Genomic DNA, 21,700 nt, shown 5'->3' with positions numbered 1-21,700 from the left:
CAATCGCCGCATGTGCCGGCGATGCGATTCAGGATGTCGCGGCTGTTTTGCCTGGCGGAATTGATACACCGCCTGCAAGGCCGATCTCCTCGCGCAGCGACGCCGTGTGCTCGCCGAGCACGGACACGGTCTTGGCCGGCGTCGTGTCAGCCCCCGACATCCGAAACGGCAGGTTGAGCACCTGGAACGAGCCGCCCTCGTCCCGCACCTCGGAGAGCGCACGGCGATGCGCAAGCTGCGGGTCGGCCAAGGCCTCGGACACGCTGCGATAGGCCGAGGCCGGCACGCCGGCAGCACCAAGCACGTGCAGGCATGCATCTGTCGAAAGCTGCCGCGACCAGATTTCCACGCCGTCCATCAGCTCGGCCCAGTTCTCGCGGCGCGCGGCATAGGTGGCGAAGCGTGGATCGGAGACCCAGTCGGGCCGGCCGATCACCCCCATCAAGGCCTGAAACGTCTTCTCGCTCGCGATCGTGATCATGACGTACCCGCTTGCCGTCTCGGTCGGTCCGAACATCGGACGTGGCGGCGGCGCCACCGCGAATTGCGAGCTCTGCAACTCGGTCAGCGTCAGGGACAGCATGGTTTCCAGCATGGAGACGTCGATGTGCTGGCCGGCGCCCGTCACGGTGCGCTGATAGAGCGCGGACGCGATTGCGCCGAAACCGTAGGTGCCGGTGACGACGTCGGCATGGTAGATGCCGCAATAGTCGGGGCGGTTGCGGCCCGGCTGGTAGGCGAGATGTGCCATGTCGTAGCCTGAGGCCGCGTGGATCACCGGGGCGTAGGCCGGCAGCTCGGCCGAGGGGCCGGTCTGGCCGTAGCCCGAGATCGAGCAGTAGATCAGCCTCGGGTTGACCTGACGCAGGCTGTCGTAGTCGAGCCGAAGGCGGCGCATCACGCCGGGACGGAAGTTCTCGACCAGAATGTCCGATGTCGCGGCCAGCCGGCGCACCGCCTCCTTGCCGTCCTCGGACTTGAGGTCGAGGACCGCGCTCTTCTTGCCGACATTGAGCTGGCCGAACGCGGTGCTGCAGCCGTTGCGCAAGGGAGGGCGGGTCCGCATCGTCTCCCCGCCGTCGGTCTCGATCTTGATGACCTCCGCGCCCATGTCGGCGAGCATCCGCGTGCAATGGGGCCCGGCGATCGTGGTCGAAAAATCCAGCACCCGCAAACCCGCCATGACCTTTATCAACGTCCCCTCATGCTTATCTGCTAGCTGCATGCCCACCCACCTGCGTCCTTGGACTCTTTGGAACCATCGAAGTTCTTTGTTGTTGATGCGGCGACCCTAGAGGGCGGCGGCTGAGTAGGAAAGTGTTTACCGAGCAGACGTGCCGCGTGGGCGGGCTTTGGAATTCCAGCACAACTGGACCCGTTCTTGCATAGCAGCAAGCGGGGTCGGAAGAGGGCGGCTGTTCTTGAGGGTCTTGTTCGTCACCACAGAGATGGACGACTTCGTCCGCGTTGGCGGACTGGGCGCCGTTTCCGCCGCCCTCCCCCGCGCACTTCGCTCCTTCGCCGATATCCGGATCATGCTGCCCGGCTATCGCGACATCATCGAGCAACTCACGCATATTCAGGTCGTTGGCCGCTGTCCCGCATTCGCGGAGATGCCGGCCTGCTCGCTCGGCCGTGCCGCGACCAAGGACGGCCTGCCGGTCTATGTGCTGTTGTGCTCGCAGCTCTACGACCGGCCCGGCAACCCCTATGGCGATGAGTTCGGGCGCGACTGGCCCGACAACGACATCCGCTTCGCGCGCTTCGCCTCGGCGGCGGCTGAGCTCGCCATGGGCAAGCTGGACAAGAATTGGGCAGCAGACCTGATCCATGCCAATGACTGGCAGGCCTCGCTCGTGCCGGCCTATCTCGCCTGGCAGGGCGCCAAGCTGCCGTCGATCCTGACCATCCATAACCTCGCCTATCAGGGCCTCTTCCCGAAGGACTCGCTGCGGCGGATCGGCGCACCGGAGAGCTCCTTCCACATCGACGGCGTCGAGTTCTATGACCAGGTCTCCTTTCTCAAGGCGGGCCTCGTCTACGCTTCGCACCTCACGACGGTCAGCGGCACCTATGCGCGGGAGATCACCACGGCCGAGTTCGGCTGCGGCCTGGAGGGCCTGCTCCGCCTCCGCTCGGACGCCGCCGAGCTCACCGGCATCCTCAACGGCATCGACGAGAGCTGGGACCCACGCTCCTGCGCCCAGCTCGCCCAGCAATTCGGCGCCGGCGACTGGATCGGCAAGAAGGCGAACGCGGACTATGTCCGCAAGCAGTTCGGGCTGGCGGTCTCGCGCGGGCCGATGTTCGGAATCGTCGCGCGTCTCGTGCACCAGAAGGGCATCGACCTCGTTCTGTCGGCGGCGGACGAGATCGTCGACGCCGGCGGGCAGATCGTGGTCACCGGCTCCGGCGAGCCGGCGCTCGAGCAGGCCCTGATCGACGCGCACCGCCGTCGCCCCGACGCAATAGGGGTCGCGATCGGCTTCAACGAGGCCCAGGCGCGGCGCATCTTCGCCGGCAGCGACTTCACCCTGATGCCGTCGCGGTTCGAGCCGTGCGGACTCAGCCAGATGTACGCCCAGCGCTTCGGCTCGCTGCCGATCGGACACCAGACCGGCGGCCTCGCCGAGACCATCAGCGACGGCGAGACCGGATTCCTGTTCTCGAAGCCCTCGCGCGAGTCCTTCATCGGCGGCGTGCGGCGGGCCTTCTCGGCCTTCATGGCCCACGACCAGCTCGACACCATGCGCCGCAGTGCCATGGGACGCTCGTTCTCCTGGAGCATCTCGGCCGGCAGCTACAGCGCGCTGTACCGCAAGCTGGCGTCGGTGTGAGCCCGAGGCGCTTCCGCACACTCCGTCATGGCGGAGAAAGTCGCGCGCCCCACTCCGCTCTCGTGCCCCGGACGCAGCGCAGCGTCTCTTCGACGGTGCGCTGCTGAGCCGGGGCACATGTCTCGACGGAGCTCGTGGCCTCTGGGTCCCGGCTCTGCGCTGCAACGCTCCACGCGTTGCAGCTTGTCCGGGACCCGCCGGGAGCGCTCAGCGTCGCACATCCATCCGCGGCCGTCCGATCCAGGCGCGGTTGAGGCAGCGCGTCATCCAATCAAGATGCATCTCGCCGCGCAGGCGCGCCTGGGCTTCCTGGTAGGGGCCGACATAGCGCAGCCTGCCGGGCAATTTCGGATAGACGCGCCGTATCCATGTCAGCGCATTGTCGGCCGATCGGATCTCCCGCGCGTCGAGCTCGAAGCCGAAGCCTGCGCGCAAGCGTTCCGGCAGCATGCTCGCGGTGAGCGCGCGATACCAGCGCGGCGGCCGCAGCCACGGCCGTGCGCCGCTGAATATCTGCGCGGCGATCTCGCGCGCCGCAGGGCCGACGGTCAGCGTCTCCGACTGCGCCATTGCCTTGGTGTAGGCGACGAAGCCGGACCAGTCCGCCGGCAAATCATCCCCCGTCAATCCGAACAAGGCGCCGTACAGCCTGGCCTCGCTCCAATAGCGATCGCGCTCCTCCGCCGAGAGTGGCGGCAGCACCAGATCATGTGCCATGAGCGCGGTCTCGACCAGCGTGGCGTGGACCCAGCGCAGCGCGGGGATGTCGTTGGCGCAGTAGCGCGAGCCGGCCGCGAACGGCCCCACGGTCTCGGGCATCTCGCCGACGATCATGCTGTGACGCCGATGCAGCTGCCGGGACGACAGCAGCGCCCGGTCCAGCGAGCCGAACACCATCGTGAAGACGATGTCGAAGGTGCGATGGAAGCGGCCGATCGGATCGGCAAGGGTGCGCGAATGCTCGGCGATCGCCGCCGCCACCCATGGATGGGCCAGTTGCAGCAGCAGCGCACGGCCGGCGCCGAGAAAGATCACGGCCTCCCGGTCGATCTGCCAGGTCAGTGAGGCCGGACCGAATACGCCCGCGACCGGTCCCGCCGCGTTGGCACGCAGCGTATCGAGCGACTCCTCCAGATCTTTCTCAGCGACCAATTGCAAGCCTCGCGACGAAGATACGGCGACCATACTCCGGACCGCGCGCCTGCAAAATCATCGTCGTGCGAAGCTATGACGGACAGAGCCCTCACTCCGCCGCCATCGGCATCTCGTCCATATGCTCGTGCAGCACAACGCCGGCGAGCGGGTCGAATTCGCCGATCCAGGGCTTGCGCGCCAGCACCGACTTCGTGTGCGCATAGCCGGCGTGCCAGCGCCGCGTGATCCCGGACGGACTGAAGTCGATATCCTTGGTATGGGTTTCGCGTTCGAGCTGCGGCGCCAGCAGCCGCACCACATGCATGCGGGTCGAGCAGCCGTAGCTCATCAGCTCCGTCACCGCGGGATCGTTGCGCTCGCTGTCGGAAAGCCGCGCCGCGAGCTGGTTGATGACGTGGCGCAGGCGATGGGCCTGCTGCTGGCGCGCGATCTGGCTGGCGATGCGGCTGGAATATTGCACGTCCTTGTGCCGGTTCAGCACCTCCGCCATCGTGGTCGGCTCCGGCCCGACCGGATTCCACAGATGCACGGAGAAGATCAGCGAGTTCCTGCGTGGATTGTCGTCGAACACCGCTTCGGTCGGCGTGTTCGACAGGATGCCGCCGTCCCAATAGAGCTCGCCGTCGATGCGCACGGCGGGGAAAGCCGGCGGCAGTGCGCCCGACGCCATCACATGCTTCACCGTCAGCTCGCCGTCGCGGCTGTCGAAATAGCGCATTTCGCTGGTGCCGACATGAGCCGCACCGACCGTCAGGCGCGGTGCGCAGCGATTGGCCAGATCGAAATCGACGAGCTCGCTCAGCGTCTTCTCCAGCGGCGCGGTCGAATAATAGCCGGCGTGATCGGCGCCCAGCGGATAGGAATCGCCGGCATGGGCCAGCGGATTGGGCCGGAAGAAACCGGCAATGCCGTGGGTCACGGTCGACCAATAGGCCAGCTTCTCGTTGAAGCCGGGAAACGCGGTGCGCCAGTCCCAGACCGGCTGCTGCTCCATCCGCTTCCAGAACTCCCGCAAGCGCGCCAGCCGGTGCTCGGGCGCGTTGCCGGCGATGAGGCTCGCATTGATCGCACCGATCGAGGTGCCGATGATCCAGTCCGGCTCGATGCCGGCTTCGTGCAAGGCCTGGTAGACCCCGGCCTGGTACGAGCCGAGCGCGCCGCCGCCCTGAAGCACGAGCACGACCTGCCCCGGCAGGTCGAACTTCTTGTCCTGCGAATTGTCCTGCGTGCTCATGTCTCGCTCCAGCTGAGCCAACCCTTGCCATTCGTCAGGCGAATGTGACGTCCTGCCTTCTCGCCCCGCGTATGGGCTTTTGGAAATGCCGGCTGGCTTCCATTACCATACGCATGCGCTATCGGCACGGGATGTCATTTCCCGCCCTGATCGGCTAGATTTCGGTCGATTTTAGCTGGGAGCCGATCCATGGAAATGCACCAGGTCCGCTATTTCCTCGCGGTGGCGCAGCTCTTGAACTTCACGCGCGCGGCCGAGGAGTGCAACGTCACGCAGCCGTCGCTGACGCGCGCGATCAAGCAGCTCGAGGCCGAGCTTGGCGGCGACCTGTTCCGCCGCGAACGCCCCGCCGCGCAACTGACAGAGCTCGGCCAGCGCATGCATCCGCTTCTGAAACAGTGCTATGACGCGGCCATCGGTGCCCGCTCGCTCGCCTCCTCGTTCAAGAGCGGAGAAATCGGCGCGCTGCGCATTGCGCTGACGCATTCGATCGACCTCGCTTTGCTGATTCCGCATCTCAACGAGATCAAGCGGCAGTTCAACCGGCTTGAATTCCGCTTCCTGCGCGGCTCGGGCCGGGAGGTCGGCGACTTCCTGAAGAAGGGCGAAGCCGAGCTCGGCATCGCAGCCGAGATCGACCAGGCCTGGGACCGGCTGGATGTCTGGCCGCTGTTCACCGAGAGCTTCGAGCTCGTCGTCAGCGACGGACACCGCCTGGCCGGCCGCAGCTCGATCGAGCTAGATGACTTGCGATCGGAGCTGCTGCTGAGCCGAACCTTCTGCGAGCACGCGCGCCGCATCTCTGCGAGCCTGCGCGAGCACGGCATCGACATCGAACAGGGTCATGAGGTCTCGAACGAGCGCGACTTGATCGAGCTGGTCGAGGCCGACCTGGGCATCGCCATGGTGCCGCACACCTCGCCCGTGCCGGAGCGGCTGACCCGCGCCGCAGTCACGGGGCTGGACGCCCGCCGCACCGTCAACCTCTATGGGGTCGCCGGCCGGCAACGCACCGCGGTGGGCAATGCCGTGATGCGCATGCTGCGTGGCGCCGACTGGCGCGAGATCGCGGGGTAGTCTTTGCAGTGTCGATCGCCCTTCCCCTCGCCCCCTGTGGGAGAGGGTGGCTCGCCGCGTAGCGGCGAGACGGCTGAGGGGTATCTCTCGGTTCGTGCCGCTCTTGCACCGAGTGCGTGGAGAGAACCCCTCATCCGGCGCTTCGCGCCACCTTCTCCCACAAGGGGAGAAGGGGAAGAAGCTCAATTCTCCCGGCTCGCGCGCTCCAGCGCTTCGATCAGATCGTCGATCTCCATGCGCTTGCGGAAATCCGGATCGACGAAACGGGCCTTCACGATGCCGTCGCGTCCGACCACGAACACGGCGGGGATCGGCAGCATCCAGCCGTCATTGCCGTGGAATTTCGCCATGTCCTGATAGGACAGCAATTGCTGGATCTCGGCGCCGAGCCAGATCGCGAGGTTGAGCGACAGCGCATAGCCGTTGTCGAGATCCGTCAGGATCGGAAACGGCGCGCCGGATTCGGCCTTGAGCTGCCCGGTATATTCCTGCGTCTCCGGCATGATCGCGACGACCTGCGCCCCCATCGCCTTGATGCGGTCCAGCGCCTGGACCACGGCGCGGACATTGAGCCGGCAATAGGGACACCAATGGCCGCGGAAGAACATCACCGCGAGGGGGCCGCGCTCCAGCAGCGCGGGCAGCGACACGAGACGTCCCTCCTCGTCGGGCAGCATGAACGGCGGCATCGGATCGCCCGGCCGCGGCGCCGTCTCGCCACCGCCGTTGCCGTTCAATCGCGCGACCAGGCGATCGACCGCCTCGCCATAGGCCGGAAAGACCTTGCGGCTGGCATCAGCATAGGCGCGGAGCTGTTCGTTCAGCGTGCCGTCCATGTCGCGGCAGCGCTGGAACGCGAGCCTGAGCTGTTCGGTGTCGGCTGGCGAGAGAGACATCATCTTCCTGCTCCGGCTTCCTTGCGGGCAAATATTAGTTTCCCGGTTCGCCAGCCCGCAAGGGGCGACCGCAATGCCAGGACATCGGAAATGCTGCGAAAGCGGAAATGCCGATGCCCAATCGGTTCGATAGCTGCCGCCTATCGGCATAGCGCGGGGCTATCGCATCGAAAGCAAACCGGCATTTCGAGATGGAGATGGTCTCGACCAAGCTCCTGCCATCGCCCGCGACCATCAGGGGTTGCCGGCCAACAGAGGAGACTTTCCATGTCTAGCCATCTCACAATGTCGCGCGTGGTTTGGACGAGCGCTGTCGTTCTCGGCGCGCTGACATTTGCGACGCCGGTCTTCGCCGGCGAATGTCCGGCCGGCAAGACCAGGCCGAACGCGCAGCAGATGGTCGACTACAAGCCCGTCGGCGTCACCGACGTGACGCTCGGCACGATCGACCTCGGCAAGCAGCCCGCCCATATCGAGGGCCGCGAGCTGCGCTTCCGCAAGCTGACCATCGCGCCCGGCGGCATCGTGCCCTGGCACAGCCATGACGACCGTCCCGCGCTGATCTTCGTGCAGCAGGGCGAGATCGTCGAATACGCCTCCAACTGCGTCGACCCGATCGTGCACAAGGCCGGCGACATCCGCCCCGAAGTCTACGGCACCTCGCATTGGTGGAAGAACCTCGGCAAGGAGACGGTCATTCTCTATGTCGGCGATGTCCGCAAGGATCCCAACGACAAACATATGTAATGCGTCGCGGCCATCCTTCGAGACGCCCGCTTCAGGCGGGCTCCTCAGGATGAGGACCGGGCGCGCGGCGGCAGCCTCAGCGAGCACAATGTCGCTTAGCCTCATCCTGAGGAGACCGCGAAGCGGTCGTCTCGAAGGACGAGGCGCGCGCTCGGCGTCGACAAAGCGCCATATGCGATAGCCTTATCGCGGAGCCGCCGCATCCGCAATGACAAGTCGAGGAGATGCCGCGCCATGACTGATCTGTCAGCACATATCAAACCGACCGCCATGACGATGGATGCGCATTCCCCCGGCCTCGCGCTGCGCTCGCTCGTGATCGGCCTCACCGCATTCCTGACGGTCGTCGATCTCTTCGCGACTCAGGCGATCCTGCCCTCGCTGACGCGGCACTACGGCGTTACACCCGCGGCAATGGGCTTTGCCGTCAACGCCAGCACCTTTGGCATGGCCGCAGCCAGCCTCGTGGTCGGCTTCTTCAGTCCGCGTATCGACCGGCGAACCGGCATCCTGCTGAGCCTCGCTCTGCTTGCGGTCCCCACCAGCCTGCTTGCTGTCGCACCCAATCTTGCCGTCTTCACCGCCCTGCGGGTCGCGCAGGGCCTGTGCATGGCATCCGCCTTCGCGCTCACCCTCGCCTATCTCGGCGAGCAATGCAGCGCGATGGACGCCGGCGGCGCCTTTGCCGCCTACATCACCGGCAATGTCGCCAGCAACTTCGTCGGCCGGCTGATCTCGGCGGCGGTCGCCGATGGCCTCGGCCTCGCCTGGAATTTCTATCTGTTCGCGGCGCTCAATCTTGCCGGCGCGGCGCTGGTCTACTTCACCGTCAACCGCGTGCGGCCGATGCATGCGACGATGCCGGCGACTTCGCCGCTTGCCGCCACCATCGCACATTGGCGCAATCCGCAGCTGCGCGCCGCTTTCGGCATCGGCTTCTGCATCCTGTTCGCCTTCATCGGCACCTTCACCTACGTCAATTTCGTGCTGGTGCGGCCGCCGCTGTCACTCGGCATGATGGATCTCGGCCTCGTCTATTTCGTCTTCCTGCCCTCTGTCGTCACGACGCTTCTCGCCGGCAAGGTGGCGGCACGGCTGGGAACGCGGCCCACGATCTGGGGCGCGCTCACTGTTGCCGGGCTCGGCCTGCCCTTGATGCTGGCGCCGCATCTCGGCGAGGTGCTCGCCGGCATGGTCCTGGTCGGCGTCGGCACGTTCTTCGCACAGGCCGCCGCGACGGGTTTCGTCGGGCAGGCCGCAGCCGACAATCGCGGCATCGCCAGCGGGACCTATCTCGCGTGCTATTTCTGCGGCGGGCTGGTCGGTACGGCCGTGCTCGGCCGCCTGTTCGACAGCTTCGGCTGGCAGGCCTGCATCTGGGGTGTCGGGGCCGCCCTCGCGCTGGCGGCCTTGCTCACTTTCGCCCTGAAACGCTAACGTTTCGCCGGCGCTTCCTGCGGCGGCTCGTCGTCCGCGATCGCGCGCCAGGCGGCGCCGTCGAGATCGTCGTACTGGCCGCTCCTGAGCGACCAGAGGAAGGCGACGAGACCGGCACCTCCGAGCATCAAGGCGAGCGGGACCAGGATGACCAGGATCTCCATCACACGATCTCCCGCGAGGCGCTGCGGGCGCGCAGCGAGTTCAGCATCACCAGGATCGACGATCCGCTCATCGCGGCAGCCGCGATCAGGGGCGTCACGACGCCGCTGATCGCAACCGGCACCGCGAGCACATTGTAGCCGATCGCAAGCCAGAGATTCTGCCGCATCAGATGCAGCGCCTTGCGCGAGGCATCGATGGCGGCAACCACCGGCGCCAGCGGCCGACCGAGGAAGACGAGATCGGCAGTGGCCTGGCTGAGATGCGCGGCCGAGATCGGCGACATCGAGACATGGGCCGCCGCGAGCGAGGGCGCATCGTTCATGCCGTCGCCGACCATCAGCACTTTCGCGCCGCGCCGCTTCAATTCTTCGATCCGCGCGATCTTGTCGGCCGGCGTGACGCCGGCGCGCCATTCGGGAATGCCGAGTGCATGCGCCGCCGCCTTCACGGCCTGCTCGCGATCGCCGGAGAGAATTTCGACGCCGATGTTGCGCGCCTTCAGCGCCGCGATCACTGCCTTGGCATCGGGTCGCAGGCCCTGGCGAACCGAGAGGATGAACCTTTCGCTGCCTTTGCTGAAAGCCACGATGGAGGCCTCGGGATCGAGCGCGGCGACGCCGACCAGCGCCTCGGCACCGCAGAAGGAGGGACGGCCGAGGCGAAGTTCGACGCCGTCGACGGCCGCACGGACCCCCTGCCCGGCCTCCTCCACCGCACTCAGGATCGGAGACTTCGCACCGGCGGCTTGAGCGACGGCGGCGGCCACCGGATGATGGCTCGACAGCGCGAGCCGGCCGGCGAGCTCGAAAACATCGGCGGGGATGTCGGCAGCATTCATCACCTGGAGTTCGGGAAGCGTCAGCGTGCCGGTCTTGTCGAAGATGACATGATCGGCTTCGGCCAGCCGCTCGATCGCATCACCCGCATTGAGCAGCACACCCGCCCTGAACATCGCGCCCGAGGCCACCGTCTGCACCGTCGGGATGGCGAGACCGAGCGCGCAGGGACAGGTGATGATCAGCACGGCAACGCCGGTCACGATCGCGTCGTGCCAGCTCGCACCGGCGACGACCCAGCCGAGGATGGTCAGAAGCGCGGTCGCGTGCACCACCGGCGCATAGAGCCGCGAGGCCCGATCGGCGAGCCGCATGTAGCGCGAGCGGGCCTGGAGCGCATTGTCGAGCAGCCGCGTGATCTCGGCGAGCAGCGTCGCCTCGGAGGCCGCCGAGACCCGCACCCGCAAGCTGCCGGAGATGTTCATCGATCCGGCATAGACCGGCGTGCCCTGCTCGGCCGTGACATAGAGCGTCTCCCCGGTGATCAGGCTCTGGTCGATCTCCGAACGCCCTTCGATCACGGTGCCGTCGACCGCGCAGCGCTCGCCCGGCCTGAGCAGCACGATGTCGCCGGGATGGATGGCCGCGACCGGCACCTGAGAGATCTCGTCGGGCCCGACGAACTTCGCCGCCGTCTCCGCCTTCAGCGCGGCGAGATTGCCGGCGACCGCGCGGGTCCGCCGCCGCATGTTCTGGTCGAGGAAGCGGCCGACCAGCAGGAAGGTCAGCAGCATGATCGCCGCGTCGAAATAAGCATGCTCGGCGTGATGGATGGTCTCGACCACGGACATGCCGAGCGCCAGGATCACGCCGATCGAGATCGGCACGTCCATGTTGGTGGTCTTGGCCGACAGCGCGCGCCAGGCCGAACGGAAGAACGGCTGGCCGGCATAGGCCGCCGCCGGCAGCGCGATCAGCGCCGACAGCCAGTGGAAGAAATCGCGCTGCTCCGGCAGCATGTCCGAGACGTTGCCCGACCACACCGGGATCGACAGCATCATCACGTTCATGGTGGCGAAGGCCGCAACGCCCAGGCAGCGCAGCAGGAAGCGGGATTCGGCGACCTCGGCGACCTCCGCGCTCTCGGTCTCGAACGGATAGGCCTTGTAGCCGAGCTCCTCGAGGCGATCGATGAAGCGGCCGGGCTCGAGCGTGCCCGCCTTCCATTCCAGCGCGACGCGGCGGTCGGTCAGGTTGACACGCGCCAGCGTGACGTCGGGGATGGCCGAGAGCCCGCGCTCGATCTTGGCCATGCAGCCGGCGCAGTGAACGCCCTCGACGGCGAGATCGATGTGGCGGAGGCCCTCGCCCGCATCGCGGACGTAATGAGAGAAATCGCGCGTGACCTGCATGACTGAAGCCTTCAATTCAGAATCACGCGGTTGCGCGACATGAACACGCGCGTCCCTCGCGCCTCACCCTCGATCACTAGGTCCCATTGGCCCGGCGCGACGGACGCCGCATTGCCGCGATAGAGACCGCCGCCGGCTTCGCTGAGCTCGACCGCGAGGTCGGCGCGCTTGTCGGTCGGCCGCTCCAGCCGGCCGCCGAACTTCAGCCCGGCGATCGGCTGGCCGCCGGCATCGCGGGCTTCGACCTGGACCGCGGCGCCGCCGTCGTTGCGGCGCTCGATATGGGCGTTGACCTTCCATTTGCGCGAGTCCTGGTCGTGCGCCGCCGAGATCTCGCGCTCGTAGCTCAGGCCAGCGGCATAGGGGCTGTCGACGTCGGTGCCGGGCAGCGTCGCGATCGCGAGCTTCATCATCGTGACGTTGACGCCGATCACGAGGCCGAAGAAAGCGACCAGCATCAGGAAGACTTTGGTTCCGGTCAGCGGCTTGGAAGCCATGGCAGTCTCCTGATCGTTCAAGGCGAGACGAAATTGTCGGTGGCGGAAGCGACGACGCCGAGCCCGATGTCCGTGACGTGGAAGTGGACCGGAATCGACTTCTCCGGATTGTTGTCGGCCGGCGCGGTGACGAGAAGCCGCAGCTCGCTCGTGGCATCGCGCGGGATCACGATCATCGGCCGGTCCGGCGTCACCGAATCGACGCCGACGACGTGAACGGTCGAATTGACCGGCCCGTTGGCGTCGATCGCGATGACGCGGTCGTAGCCGCTCTTGTTCAGGAGCCGCACCGTATAGGCGTTGCGGATCGAGCCGTCGCTGAGCTTGACCGCGACCGGGTTGCGGTCGTGCAGCACGTTGACGTCGAGCAGGCTGCGGGTCGCCAGCGTATAGATCATGATGCCGCCGACCGCCGCAATGATCGCGCTGTAGACGATGGTGCGGGCGCGGACGATGCGGTAGATCGGCGCCTTGCCTTCCTGGCGCCGGTGGATGTTGATGTCGTTGTCGTAGCCGATCAGCCGCTTCGGTCGGCCGATCTTGGTCATCACGTTGTCGCAGGCGTCGATGCAGAGCCCGCACTGGATGCATTCCATCTGCGGTCCGTTGCGGATGTCGATGCCGGTCGGGCAGACCGCGACGCACTGGTAGCAGTCGACGCAATCGCCGACCTGCTGGCCGAGTGCGCGCAGCTCCGCGGCTTTCTTGACCGAGGTGCGCTTCTCGCCGCGGTCGTAGCGATAGGTGACGTTGAGCGCCCATTCGTCGGTGAGCGCGGCCTGGATGCGCGGCCACGGGCACATGTACGTGCAGACCTGCTCGCGCATGTAGCCGGCGAGCAGATAGGTCGTCGCGGTGAGGATGCCGATCCAGATATAGGCGATCATCGGCGCCTGGAACGTGACGAGCTCCTTCACCAGGGTCGGCGCGTCGTTGAAGTAGAGCACCCAGGCGCCGCCGGTCCACCAGGCGATCAAGAGCCAGATCGAATGCTTGAGCACGATCTCGGAGATGCGCTCGAGCTTCATCGGATCGCTTGACGCATCCTTCTTCATGCGCTCGCGCCGGTCGCCCTCGATCAGGCGCTCGACGGCATAGAACAGGTCGGTCCACACCGTCTGCGGACAGAGATAGCCGCACCAGATCCGGCCGCCGATGGAGTTCATCAGGAACAGCGCCACCGCCGCGACGATCAACAGGCCGGTGAAGTAATAGACCTCCTGCGGCCACAGCTCGATGAAGAAGAAATAGAAGCGGCTGTTGGGAAGATCGATCAGCACCGCCTGGCTCGGCGCGCCGAGACCCCGATTCCAGCGCACGAAAGGCAGGAAGTAGTAGACGCCGAGGCAGAACGCCATCAGGCCCCATTTGATCCGGCGGAATGTACCGGACACGCTCTGGGGATAGACTTTCTTGCGGGCTGCGTAGAGCGGCCCGTAATCGTCACCCGATATGAGGTCTTTGGGGTTCACGGTCTTGTTCATCGCCTGGAGCTTCTCGAAAAGGTGCGATTAAACCTAGACCCGACACCGCCGCGTCAGTTGATCCAACGCAAACGGGGGCGCTTTTCTTCGCCCCCGCCGGAAGTCGTCGGTCGCGGAACGGCCTATTTGCCGCCGCCCAGCGAGTGGACGTAGACCGCCATCGCCTTGATGGTGGCGGGATCGAGCCGGCCTTCCCAGGCCGGCATCACGCCGGCGCGGCCCTGGCTGATCGTCTCGATCAGGCTCGCCTCGTCGGAGCCGTAGAGCCAGATCTTGTCGGTCAGGTTCGGTGCGCCCATCTCCTGGTTGCCCTTGCCGGCGTCGCCATGGCAGGCGGCGCAATTCTCCGCGAAGATCTTCTGGCCCTTGCCGACGTCATAGCCGTTGCGGGTGGACAGGCCCGACAGCGACCGCACGTAATTAGCGACCGTGACGATCTCGTCCGGCTTCAGCACGCCGTCCTTGCCGAAGGCGAGCATCTGGCCCTCATGGGTCTTGGCGTGACCGGAACGCGCGCCGAACTGAATGGTCTGCATGATCTGGTCGAGCGTGCCGCCCCACAGCCAGTCGTCGTCGTTCAGGTTCGGGTAGCCCTTGGCGCCGGCGGCGCCGGAACCGTGGCAAGGCGCGCAATTGTCGCCGAACACGGTCTTGCCCTTGGCGCGGGCGAGCGCCAGCAGAGCCGGATCCTTCTCGATGTCGGCGAGGGAGGCCGTGCCCAGCGCCGCCATCTTGTCACCCCGGATCTTCTCGAGGTTGGCAAGCTCGACCGCGACGTCGGCGCGCGAGGAATAGCCGAACAGGCCGGTGGTATTGCTTTGGATCAGCGGCCAGGCCGGATAGACAACCCAATAGCCGATCGCCCAGACGATGGTGAGGTAGAAGGTGATCACCCACCACCGCGGCAGCGGCGTGTTGAGCTCCTTGATGCCGTCCCACTCGTGCCCGGTCGTGGACTTGCCCGAGACGGAATCGATGTCGCTAGAATGATCGGTCATGGTTTCTCACTCCTCCCGCAAGGGCAGGTGCGCTGCCTTGTCGAACGCAGCCTTGTTACGGGGCCAAAATGCGTAGGCGATGATCGCGAGAAAGATCGCGACGAACGCCGGTGTCCAGATCGTCGTCACGAGATCGGACGCAAGATTATGGACGGTCAGGATGGCTTTCATCGTTCATGCCTTCTCAGCGAAGATTGGCTTTCTCGTTGTAGATCTTGAAGTCGACCAGCGTGCCGAGCATCTGCAGGTACGCGACGAGCGCGTCCATTTCGGTCGGCGTGCCGGTCTTGCCGTCGAAATTGCGTACGACGGCCTTGGCGTAGCGCTTGGTGAAGGCGTCGGTGCCGGCATTGTCCGGATCTGCCTGGGCCTTCAGGTCGGCGGCGGCATTGGCGATCTGCTCGTCGCTGTAGGGGACCCCGACGGTCTTGAGCGCGCGCATGTCGCCGGCGATCGCATCCGGGTCGACCTCGGTCTTGCTCAGGAACGGATAGCCGGGCATCACCGACTGCGGCACGATCGCGCGCGGGTTGGTCAGATGGGTGACGTGCCACTCGTCGGAATATTTGGCGCCGACGCGGGCGAGATCCGGACCTGTGCGCTTGGAGCCCCACTGGAACGGGTGGTCGTACATGCTCTCCGCGGCGAGCGAGAAGTGACCGTAGCGCTCGACCTCGTCGCGCAAGGGCCGGACCATCTGCGAGTGGCAGAGATAGCAGCCCTCGCGGACGTAGACGTTACGTCCGGCGAGCTCCAGCGGCGTGTAGGGCCTGACCCCGTCGACCTTCTCGATCGTGCTCTTGAGGTAGAACAGCGGGGTGATCTCGACGAGACCACCGACCGCGATCACCAGCAGGATGCCGACGATCAGGATGATCGAGTTCTTTTCGAAGATTTGGTGGCGTGTCCAGAACGACATTGCTTGAGCTCCTCATTCCGCCGGCTGAAGAGCGACGGGCATCTGGACTTCCTGCTCGCCGACGCGAACCGTCATCCAGAGATTGTAGGCCATGATCAGCGAGCCGATCAGGAACAGGCCGCCGCCTGCGGCGCGGATGATGTAGAAGGGATGCATCGCCTCGACGGTCTCGATGAAGGAATATTCGAGGAAGCCGAGCGAGGTGTAGGCGCGCCACATCAGGCCTTGCAGGATGCCGGAGACCCACATCGCCGAGATGTAGAGAACGATGCCGAGGGTGGCGATCCAGAAGTGCCAATTGACGAGCTTGAGGCTGTAGAGACCCTTGCGATTCCAGGCCCACGGCACCAGGCAGTAGAGCGCGCCGAAGGAGACGAAGCCGACCCAGCCGAGCGCGCCGGAATGCACGTGGCCGATGGTCCAGTCGGTATAGTGGCTGAGCGAGTTGACCACCTTGATCGACATCATCGGTCCTTCGAAGGTCGACATGCCGTAGAAGGCGACGGAGACGACGAGCATGCGCAGCACGGGGTCGGTGCGCAGCTTGTCCCAGGCACCCGACAGCGTCATCAGGCCGTTGATCATGCCGCCCCAGGAAGGCATCCACAGCATGATCGAGAAGGTCATGCCGAGCGTCTGCGTCCAGTCAGGCAGCGCCGTGTAGTGCAGATGGTGCGGGCCGGCCCAGATATAGAGGAAGATCAGCGCCCAGAAGTGGATGATCGACAGCCGGTAGGAATAGATCGGCCGCTCGGCGCGCTTCGGGATGAAGTAGTACATGATGGCGAGGAAGCCGGCGGTCAGGAAGAAGCCGACCGCGTTGTGGCCGTACCACCACTGGAACATGGCGTCCTGAATGCCGCCCCAGGCGATGTAGGACTTGGAGCCGAACACGGAGACGGGCAGCGCGGGATTGTTGCCGAGATGCAGCACCGCGATCGTCACCATGAAAGCGAGAAAGAACCAGTTCGCAACGAAGATGTGCGGTTCCTTGCGCTTGATGATGGTGACGAGAAAGACCAGCAGATAGACCACCCAGACGATGGTCAGCCAGAGGTCCGAGTACCATTCGGGCTCGGCGTATTCCTTGCCCTGCGTCACGCCGAGCAGATAGCCGGTGCCGGCGATCAGGATGAAGAAGTTGTAGCCGAGCACGACGAACCACGGCGCAAGGTCGCCGGCAAGGCGCGCGCGGCAGGACTTCTGCACCACGTAGAAGGAGGTCGCGATCAACACGTTGCCGCCGAAGGCAAAGATCACGGCGGAGGTGTGCAGCGGCCGCAGGCGGCCGAAGCTGATCCAGGGCAGATCGAAATTCAGCGCGGGCCAAGCCAGCTGCGAGGCGATGATGAGGCCGACGAGGAATCCGGCAATGCCCCAGAACATCGCCATGAAGGCCGAGAACTTGATCGGCCCCATGTTGTAGTTCGGGCGGCCGTTGATTTCCTGGGGCGGCAACGCCGCCGGCCGCTCGAAGTAGCGGTTGACGATGAAGAACACCGCAGCCACGCTCGCGGCCGCGCTGAGCGCGGCGTGGAATGCGAAGGGCGCATCGAGCGCCTTGGCCGAGGCGATCACGCAGAGGAAAGCGGTGACTGCGAATACGACAGCCAAGCCGCTTTCACCGATGGTCATGGATTTTGAGATGGAGGGCTGGCTCATGCGGATTCTCTCTGAAAGAACACGCTGCCAGAAACCACATCCACCCTCGCGGGGAATTGATTGAAATCAAGATGGATGGATTTCTGTTAATGTGAGCCGATGTGAGGCCAGCTGAGGTGCCTTCTCTCCCCGCGCGCGCAGCGCCATCGCACGCGAGAGCTTGGTTCTGAAGGCATACTTCGAAACACCTCCGTGAAATCACGGAGGTTGGAACCGAAGGATCCAGACGTCACTCCCGCGCCGTCGCCTTGAGCGCCGCGATGACGTCCTCGCGCGCGATGATGCCGGCCAGCTTCTGCGTGCCGTCGAGCACGATGATGCTCCTGATACGGTGCTCGACCATGATCTGGAGCACGCGTGTCAGCCGCGTGTCGGGGCTGACATAGATGAACTCGGGCGTCATGATGTCGCCGATCTTGCGGCTCATCAGGTCGTCGTAGCGCGGCAACATCTGGCTCGGCGTGAAGGCGAAGCACTTCAGGATGTCGAACTTGGTGACGATGCCGACCACCTGCCCGTCGTCTTCGACCGGATACGAATTGAAATCGTCGGTCTCGAACATCTCGCTGAGCTGGAACAAGTCGAGGCCGCGCTGCACCGTCTTGACGTTGCGCGTCATGTAGCCGTCGACGGTCTGTTCAAGAAATTGATACACGGCGCGTCCTCCTCGATTCCTCACCTGGCCGGCCGGTGGTCAGTGCGACAGCAGCACGCTGCGGGCAGTTTGCGTCACCAGATATTGGGTGACGCCTCCGAGGATCAGTTCGCGAAATCTCGAATGACCATAGGCGCCCGCAACGATCAGGCCGGCGCCGATGTCACCGGCGACTTTGTCCAACCGCGCAGCAGGGGTTTCGTTTCCTGCGACCTCCAGGACCTGCGCCGTCGCGGTGACGCCGTGACGGCCGAGCCAGGCGGCAACGTCGCTGACGCCGGCCATCACGGCCGAACGATCGTCGCCCCACTCTGGGATTTCAACGATGGTGACGTCCTTCGCCTTGTGCAGGATCGGCAGCGCGCCCGCCACCGCCCGCCGCGCTTCCGGCGTATCCTTCCACGCCACCAGCACGTTGCGCAGGTCAAGCCAGTTGGCCCGGTCGGGAACGACGAGCAGCGGGCGGCCGGCCTGCATCACCAGGTCCTTGGCGCTCGCCAGCGAGAAAGCATCGGAGAAGGCCGGGCTCTGCCCACCGCTGACGACGATATCGGCGCAACGCGCCTGCGCCGTGACGAAGCGCGCCGGATAATCCATGGCGCTACGCCACTCCGCATGCCCGCCGCGATTCTTCACCGCCGCGCGGAATTGTGCCTCGAGGCCGGCCAGCCGCCGCTTGATCGAAGCTTCGCCCTCGTCGATCAGCGCTTGCGCCTCTGCGCCGTCGGTGAAATAGAGCGGCGGGGCGAACTGCGCTGCGGCGACACCGATGATGGCCGCCTCGAATCGTTCGGCGAGCTCTCCTGCGACCTGAAGACGCGCTTCGTTGGGCTGATCCAGCGCCAGGCTGACCATGACGGTCGCGTATGTCATCGGATATCTCCAGCATTACAGAACTTTCTCGAATCCTAGACCTGCTGCCGCGCAACAGGCTGAGATAGATCAAATCGAGCGCTGCTGGTGGCCCGCTCTCCGTGGAATGGGGAATCCGCCAGTGGATTCAACGTCCGCGCTTGCCTCCGGGCAAGCCTTGGGCGACATTGCCGGAGCGGTAAAGGCATCCTGCCGGCCCGCCAGAGACAGGAGCAGAGCTTGACGCCGACCCGCGTGACCCATCCGGCAGACGATGGTCGGGGCGAGCATTTCCGAGTCCGCATCGAGGGATTCGGGGTCGGCACCTGGGACCTCGACCTGCAGACCCGCGAACTCGAATGGTCGGACACGGCCAAGCGGCTGTTTGGGCTGCAGCCGGACCAGGCCGTCAGCTACGATCTCTTTCTTTCGCTCTTGGAGCCGGGCGATCGGGACCGCCTCCTGAAGGCGATCGGGCGCGCCTCGGAAGGCGGCGGGGGTCTCGACCTGTCCTTCAAGATCGGCGGCGCGTCCGGTAACGGTCAATGGATCCGGGCCAGGGCCGGGGTGATCCGGGACGATGCGGGCACGCCGCGTCACCTCAGCGGGATATTCCTCGACATCAACGAGGAGAAGCAGCTCGAGGAGGCCCTGCGCTCCCAGGAGAATCATCTTCGCTCGATTCTCGAAACGGTGCCCGACGCCATGATCGTCATCGATTCGCGCGGCATCATGCAGCTCTTCAGCAGCGCCGCGGAGCGGCTGTTCGGCTACAGCAAGCAGGAGGCCATCGGGCGGAACGTGAGCATTCTCATGCCAGAGCCCGATCAGTCGCGTCACGACAGCTATCTCGCGCGCTATCTCAGGACCAATGATCCGCACATCATCGGCATCGGCCGCATCGTGACGGGCAAACGCCGCGACGACACGACGTTCCCGATGCACCTGTCCGTCGGGAAGACGCAACGCGCCGGCGAGCCCTATTTCACCGGCTTCGTGCGCGATCTCACCGAGCACCAGCAGACCCAGGCGCGGCTCCAGGAGCTGCAATCCGAGCTCGTGCACGTGTCGCGGTTGACCGCGATGGGCGAGATGGCTTCCGCGCTCGCTCACGAGCTCAACCAGCCGCTGGCGGCGATCAGCAATTACATGAAGGGATCGCGGCGCCTCCTCGCCGGCAGCACCGATCCCAACATGCCGAAGGTCGAAAGCGCGCTGGATCGGGCGGCGGAGCAGGCCTTGCGTGCCGGCCAGATCATCCGCCGGTTGCGCGACTTCGTCTCCCGCGGCGAGTCCGAGAAGCGGGTCGAGAGTCTGTCCAAGCTGATCGAGGAAGCCGGCGCGCTCGGGCTCGCCGGCGCACGCGAGCAGAACGTGCAGCTCCGCTTCAGCCTCGATCCCGACGCCGACCTCGTTCTCGCCGACCGCGTGCAGATTCAGCAGGTGCTGGTCAACCTGTTCCGCAACGCGCTCGAGGCGATGGCACAGTCGCAGCGGCGCGAGCTCGTCGTCGCCAACACCCGTGTCGCCGACGGCATGATCGAGGTGGAGGTCTCCGACACCGGCATCGGCTTCCGGGAAGACGTCATTCCAAACCTGTTCCAGACCTTCTTCACCACCAAAGACACCGGCATGGGCGTGGGACTCTCCATCAGCCGCTCGATCATCGAGGCCCATGGCGGCCGCATGTGGGCCGAGAGCAACGCAGCGGGCGGAGCGACATTCCGCTTCACCCTGCCGGCAACCGACGAGAGCTGATTCATGACGACCAAGGGAAATGTCTACGTCATCGATGACGACGCGGCGATGCGGGACTCGCTGAACTTCCTGCTGGATTCCGCCGGCTTCGCCGTCACCCTGTTCGACGACGCGCTCGCCTTTCTCGAAGCCCTGCCCGGCCTCGATTTCGGCTGCATCGTCTCCGACGTGCGCATGCCCGGCCTCGACGGCATCGAGCTCCTGAAGCGGATGAAGGCGCAGCAAAGCCCGTTCCCGATCGTGATCATGACCGGTCACGGCGACGTGCCGCTGGCGGTCGAGGCGATGAAGCTCGGGGCCGTCGACTTCCTGGAAAAGCCGTTCGACGACGACCGTCTCACCGCCATGATCGAGTCGGCGATCCGCCAGGCCGAGCCCGCCGCCAAGAACGAGGCCGTCGCGCAGGACATCGCCGCCCGCGTCGCGTCCTTGAGCCCCCGCGAGCGCCAGGTCATGGAGGGGCTGGTCGCGGGCCTCTCCAACAAGCTGATCGCCCGCGAATACGACATCAGCCCGCGGACGATCGAGGTCTACCGGGCCAACGTCATGACCAAGATGCAGGCGAGCAGCCTTTCGGAACTGGTTCGCCTCGCAATGCGCGCCGGCATGCTCAACGATTGAGGCAGGTCAAGGCGGCTTCACAGCGCCGTGCTAACCAGACAGCATGGTTGATGTCAGCCCACATTGTGCGTGGTCATCGTCCTCCCCACAGCCAACCGTCTTTGTGGTCGACGATGATGCTGCAGTCCTCGGATCCCTGCGGTTCCTGCTGGAGACCGACGGCTTCGCCGTGCGGACCTTCAGAAGCGGCACGGCGCTGCTCAATCTCGGCGCCGCGGCCGGGCCGGACTGCTACGTCATCGACTACAAGATGCCCGACATCAACGGCATCGAACTGACCGGTCGCCTCCGCAAATCCCACCGCGACGCGCCCGTGATCCTGATCACCGGCTATCCCGACGAGAACATCTCGGCCCGGGCCGCGACGGCGGGCATCAAGGACGTAGTTTTGAAGCCGCTCCTGGACGAAAACCTCGTCAAATGCATCCGCCACGCGATCAAGGACCACCCCTGCGCCTGACCTACGGGATTCTACGTAAGGCGACCCCCTTAAGATATCTCGCGAAATTTTCGAAGCA

General features: G+C 65.4%; 21 protein-coding genes. 7 read left to right on the top strand and 14 right to left on the bottom strand.

All coding sequences use genetic code 11. The annotated features are described in order from the left end of the window. Positions 1 to 28 precede the first annotated feature (28 nt). Complete coding sequence (locus N2604_RS14550) at positions 29 to 1,225, bottom strand: CaiB/BaiF CoA-transferase family protein (RefSeq protein ID WP_260375308.1); 1,197 nt, start codon at positions 1,223 to 1,225, stop codon at positions 29 to 31. Between the two features lie 196 nt (positions 1,226 to 1,421). Here N2604_RS14550 and glgA point away from each other — a divergent pair, with 196 nt between their 5' ends. Then, positions 1,422 to 2,837 carry a glycogen synthase GlgA gene (gene glgA / locus N2604_RS14545; protein ID WP_260375307.1) on the top strand — a complete coding sequence of 472 codons (1,416 nt, stop codon included), beginning with the start codon at positions 1,422 to 1,424 and terminating at the stop codon, positions 2,835 to 2,837. A 207-nt stretch (positions 2,838 to 3,044) separates the two neighbouring features. On the opposite strand, the gene N2604_RS14540 is transcribed toward glgA, so the two are convergent. Next, positions 3,045 to 3,989 (bottom strand): oxygenase MpaB family protein, encoded by a 945-nt coding sequence (locus N2604_RS14540; RefSeq protein WP_260375306.1) that lies wholly within the window; start codon positions 3,987 to 3,989, stop codon positions 3,045 to 3,047. A 91-nt stretch (positions 3,990 to 4,080) separates the two neighbouring features. Then, positions 4,081 to 5,226 (bottom strand): patatin-like phospholipase family protein, encoded by a 1,146-nt coding sequence (locus N2604_RS14535; RefSeq protein WP_260375305.1) that lies wholly within the window; start codon positions 5,224 to 5,226, stop codon positions 4,081 to 4,083. A gap of 189 nt (positions 5,227 to 5,415) precedes the next feature. Here N2604_RS14535 and N2604_RS14530 point away from each other — a divergent pair, with 189 nt between their 5' ends. Beyond that, complete coding sequence (locus N2604_RS14530) at positions 5,416 to 6,303, top strand: LysR family transcriptional regulator (RefSeq protein WP_260375304.1); 888 nt, start codon at positions 5,416 to 5,418, stop codon at positions 6,301 to 6,303. Positions 6,304 to 6,485: 182 nt separating this feature from the next. Here N2604_RS14530 and N2604_RS14525 read toward each other — a convergent pair whose 3' ends face one another. Then, positions 6,486 to 7,202 (bottom strand): peroxiredoxin-like family protein, encoded by a 717-nt coding sequence (locus tag N2604_RS14525; protein ID WP_260375303.1) that lies wholly within the window; start codon positions 7,200 to 7,202, stop codon positions 6,486 to 6,488. A gap of 264 nt (positions 7,203 to 7,466) precedes the next feature. Between N2604_RS14525 and N2604_RS14520 the strand changes: the two genes are divergently transcribed. Next, on the top strand, positions 7,467 to 7,946 hold the full coding sequence (locus N2604_RS14520) for a cupin domain-containing protein (RefSeq protein ID WP_260375302.1): 480 nt from the start codon (positions 7,467 to 7,469) through the stop codon (positions 7,944 to 7,946). Positions 7,947 to 8,180: 234 nt separating this feature from the next. Then, positions 8,181 to 9,383, top strand: coding sequence for an MFS transporter (locus N2604_RS14515; protein ID WP_260375301.1), 1,203 nt, complete (start codon positions 8,181 to 8,183; stop codon positions 9,381 to 9,383). On the opposite strand, the gene ccoS is transcribed toward N2604_RS14515, so the two are convergent. From ccoS to N2604_RS14465, 10 genes are all read right to left on the bottom strand, one after another. Beyond that, positions 9,380 to 9,547 (bottom strand): cbb3-type cytochrome oxidase assembly protein CcoS, encoded by a 168-nt coding sequence (ccoS, locus tag N2604_RS14510; protein WP_008550618.1) that lies wholly within the window; start codon positions 9,545 to 9,547, stop codon positions 9,380 to 9,382. The two genes, N2604_RS14515 and ccoS, sit on opposite strands and share 4 nt — an antisense overlap. After that, a complete protein-coding gene (locus tag N2604_RS14505; protein ID WP_260375300.1) occupies positions 9,547 to 11,736 on the bottom strand; it encodes a cation-translocating P-type ATPase in 2,190 nt (729 codons plus the stop codon). Before N2604_RS14505 ends, ccoS begins: the two co-directional genes overlap by 1 nt. 11 nt (positions 11,737 to 11,747) lie before the next feature. Next, positions 11,748 to 12,233 carry a FixH family protein gene (locus tag N2604_RS14500; RefSeq protein ID WP_260375299.1) on the bottom strand — a complete coding sequence of 162 codons (486 nt, stop codon included), beginning with the start codon at positions 12,231 to 12,233 and terminating at the stop codon, positions 11,748 to 11,750. A 17-nt stretch (positions 12,234 to 12,250) separates the two neighbouring features. Further along, a complete protein-coding gene (gene ccoG / locus N2604_RS14495; RefSeq protein ID WP_260375298.1) occupies positions 12,251 to 13,717 on the bottom strand; it encodes a cytochrome c oxidase accessory protein CcoG in 1,467 nt (488 codons plus the stop codon). A gap of 122 nt (positions 13,718 to 13,839) precedes the next feature. Then, positions 13,840 to 14,715: a cytochrome-c oxidase, cbb3-type subunit III gene (ccoP, locus tag N2604_RS14490; RefSeq protein WP_260375297.1), complete on the bottom strand. Its 876-nt coding sequence runs from the start codon at positions 14,713 to 14,715 to the stop codon at positions 13,840 to 13,842. A 6-nt stretch (positions 14,716 to 14,721) separates the two neighbouring features. Beyond that, the gene (locus tag N2604_RS14485; RefSeq protein ID WP_172783919.1) at positions 14,722 to 14,886 is read right to left on the bottom strand and encodes a cbb3-type cytochrome c oxidase subunit 3; all 165 of its coding nucleotides are present in this window, start codon (positions 14,884 to 14,886) and stop codon (positions 14,722 to 14,724) included. Positions 14,887 to 14,899: 13 nt separating this feature from the next. Continuing rightward, positions 14,900 to 15,634: a cytochrome-c oxidase, cbb3-type subunit II gene (ccoO, locus tag N2604_RS14480; protein WP_260375296.1), complete on the bottom strand. Its 735-nt coding sequence runs from the start codon at positions 15,632 to 15,634 to the stop codon at positions 14,900 to 14,902. A gap of 12 nt (positions 15,635 to 15,646) precedes the next feature. Then, positions 15,647 to 17,296: a cytochrome-c oxidase, cbb3-type subunit I gene (gene ccoN, locus N2604_RS14475; protein ID WP_260375295.1), complete on the bottom strand. Its 1,650-nt coding sequence runs from the start codon at positions 17,294 to 17,296 to the stop codon at positions 15,647 to 15,649. A 229-nt stretch (positions 17,297 to 17,525) separates the two neighbouring features. Beyond that, entirely contained in the window at positions 17,526 to 17,951 is a 426-nt protein-coding gene (locus N2604_RS14470; RefSeq protein WP_260375294.1) for an HPP family protein, read from the bottom strand. 39 nt (positions 17,952 to 17,990) lie between these two features. After that, complete coding sequence (locus N2604_RS14465; RefSeq protein WP_260375293.1) at positions 17,991 to 18,824, bottom strand: universal stress protein; 834 nt, start codon at positions 18,822 to 18,824, stop codon at positions 17,991 to 17,993. A 219-nt stretch (positions 18,825 to 19,043) separates the two neighbouring features. Here N2604_RS14465 and fixL point away from each other — a divergent pair, with 219 nt between their 5' ends. Genes fixL through N2604_RS14450 form a run of 3 tightly spaced genes read left to right on the top strand, consistent with a single transcriptional unit; the run spans position 19,044 to position 21,642 of the window. After that, positions 19,044 to 20,561: a sensor protein FixL gene (gene fixL / locus N2604_RS14460; RefSeq protein ID WP_260375292.1), complete on the top strand. Its 1,518-nt coding sequence runs from the start codon at positions 19,044 to 19,046 to the stop codon at positions 20,559 to 20,561. Positions 20,562 to 20,564: 3 nt separating this feature from the next. After that, on the top strand, positions 20,565 to 21,182 hold the full coding sequence (gene fixJ, locus N2604_RS14455) for a response regulator FixJ (RefSeq protein WP_260375291.1): 618 nt from the start codon (positions 20,565 to 20,567) through the stop codon (positions 21,180 to 21,182). Positions 21,183 to 21,225: 43 nt separating this feature from the next. Next, complete coding sequence (locus N2604_RS14450) at positions 21,226 to 21,642, top strand: response regulator transcription factor (RefSeq protein ID WP_260375290.1); 417 nt, start codon at positions 21,226 to 21,228, stop codon at positions 21,640 to 21,642. Positions 21,643 to 21,700: the final 58 nt, after the last annotated feature.

It is taken from the genome of Bradyrhizobium sp. CB1015, assembly GCF_025200925.1.
Taxonomy (GTDB): Bacteria; Pseudomonadota; Alphaproteobacteria; order Rhizobiales; family Xanthobacteraceae; genus Bradyrhizobium.
The sequence above is the reverse complement of the archived record's forward strand: the minus strand, read 5'-3'. Positions and strand labels throughout refer to the sequence as shown.

Bases quoted from the DNA above. Each gene is read 5' to 3' on its own strand.
- N2604_RS14550 (WP_260375308.1), bottom strand. From the start codon at position 1,225: ATGCAGCTAGCAGATAAGCATGAGGGGACGTTGATAAAGGTCATGGCG.
- N2604_RS14535 (WP_260375305.1), bottom strand. From the start codon at position 5,226: ATGAGCACGCAGGACAATTCGCAGGACAAGAAGTTCGACCTGCCGGGG.
- N2604_RS14530 (WP_260375304.1), top strand. From the start codon at position 5,416: ATGGAAATGCACCAGGTCCGCTATTTCCTCGCGGTGGCGCAGCTCTTG.
- N2604_RS14525 (WP_260375303.1), bottom strand. From the start codon at position 7,202: ATGATGTCTCTCTCGCCAGCCGACACCGAACAGCTCAGGCTCGCGTTC.
- N2604_RS14520 (WP_260375302.1), top strand. From the start codon at position 7,467: ATGTCTAGCCATCTCACAATGTCGCGCGTGGTTTGGACGAGCGCTGTC.
- N2604_RS14515 (WP_260375301.1), top strand. From the start codon at position 8,181: ATGACTGATCTGTCAGCACATATCAAACCGACCGCCATGACGATGGAT.
- ccoS (WP_008550618.1), bottom strand. From the start codon at position 9,547: ATGGAGATCCTGGTCATCCTGGTCCCGCTCGCCTTGATGCTCGGAGGT.
- N2604_RS14505 (WP_260375300.1), bottom strand. From the start codon at position 11,736: ATGCAGGTCACGCGCGATTTCTCTCATTACGTCCGCGATGCGGGCGAG.
- N2604_RS14500 (WP_260375299.1), bottom strand. From the start codon at position 12,233: ATGGCTTCCAAGCCGCTGACCGGAACCAAAGTCTTCCTGATGCTGGTC.
- ccoG (WP_260375298.1), bottom strand. From the start codon at position 13,717: ATGAACAAGACCGTGAACCCCAAAGACCTCATATCGGGTGACGATTAC.
- ccoP (WP_260375297.1), bottom strand. From the start codon at position 14,715: ATGACCGATCATTCTAGCGACATCGATTCCGTCTCGGGCAAGTCCACG.
- N2604_RS14485 (WP_172783919.1), bottom strand. From the start codon at position 14,886: ATGAAAGCCATCCTGACCGTCCATAATCTTGCGTCCGATCTCGTGACG.
- ccoO (WP_260375296.1), bottom strand. From the start codon at position 15,634: ATGTCGTTCTGGACACGCCACCAAATCTTCGAAAAGAACTCGATCATC.
- ccoN (WP_260375295.1), bottom strand. From the start codon at position 17,296: ATGAGCCAGCCCTCCATCTCAAAATCCATGACCATCGGTGAAAGCGGC.
- N2604_RS14465 (WP_260375293.1), bottom strand. From the start codon at position 18,824: ATGACATACGCGACCGTCATGGTCAGCCTGGCGCTGGATCAGCCCAAC.
- fixJ (WP_260375291.1), top strand. From the start codon at position 20,565: ATGACGACCAAGGGAAATGTCTACGTCATCGATGACGACGCGGCGATG.
- N2604_RS14450 (WP_260375290.1), top strand. From the start codon at position 21,226: ATGGTTGATGTCAGCCCACATTGTGCGTGGTCATCGTCCTCCCCACAG.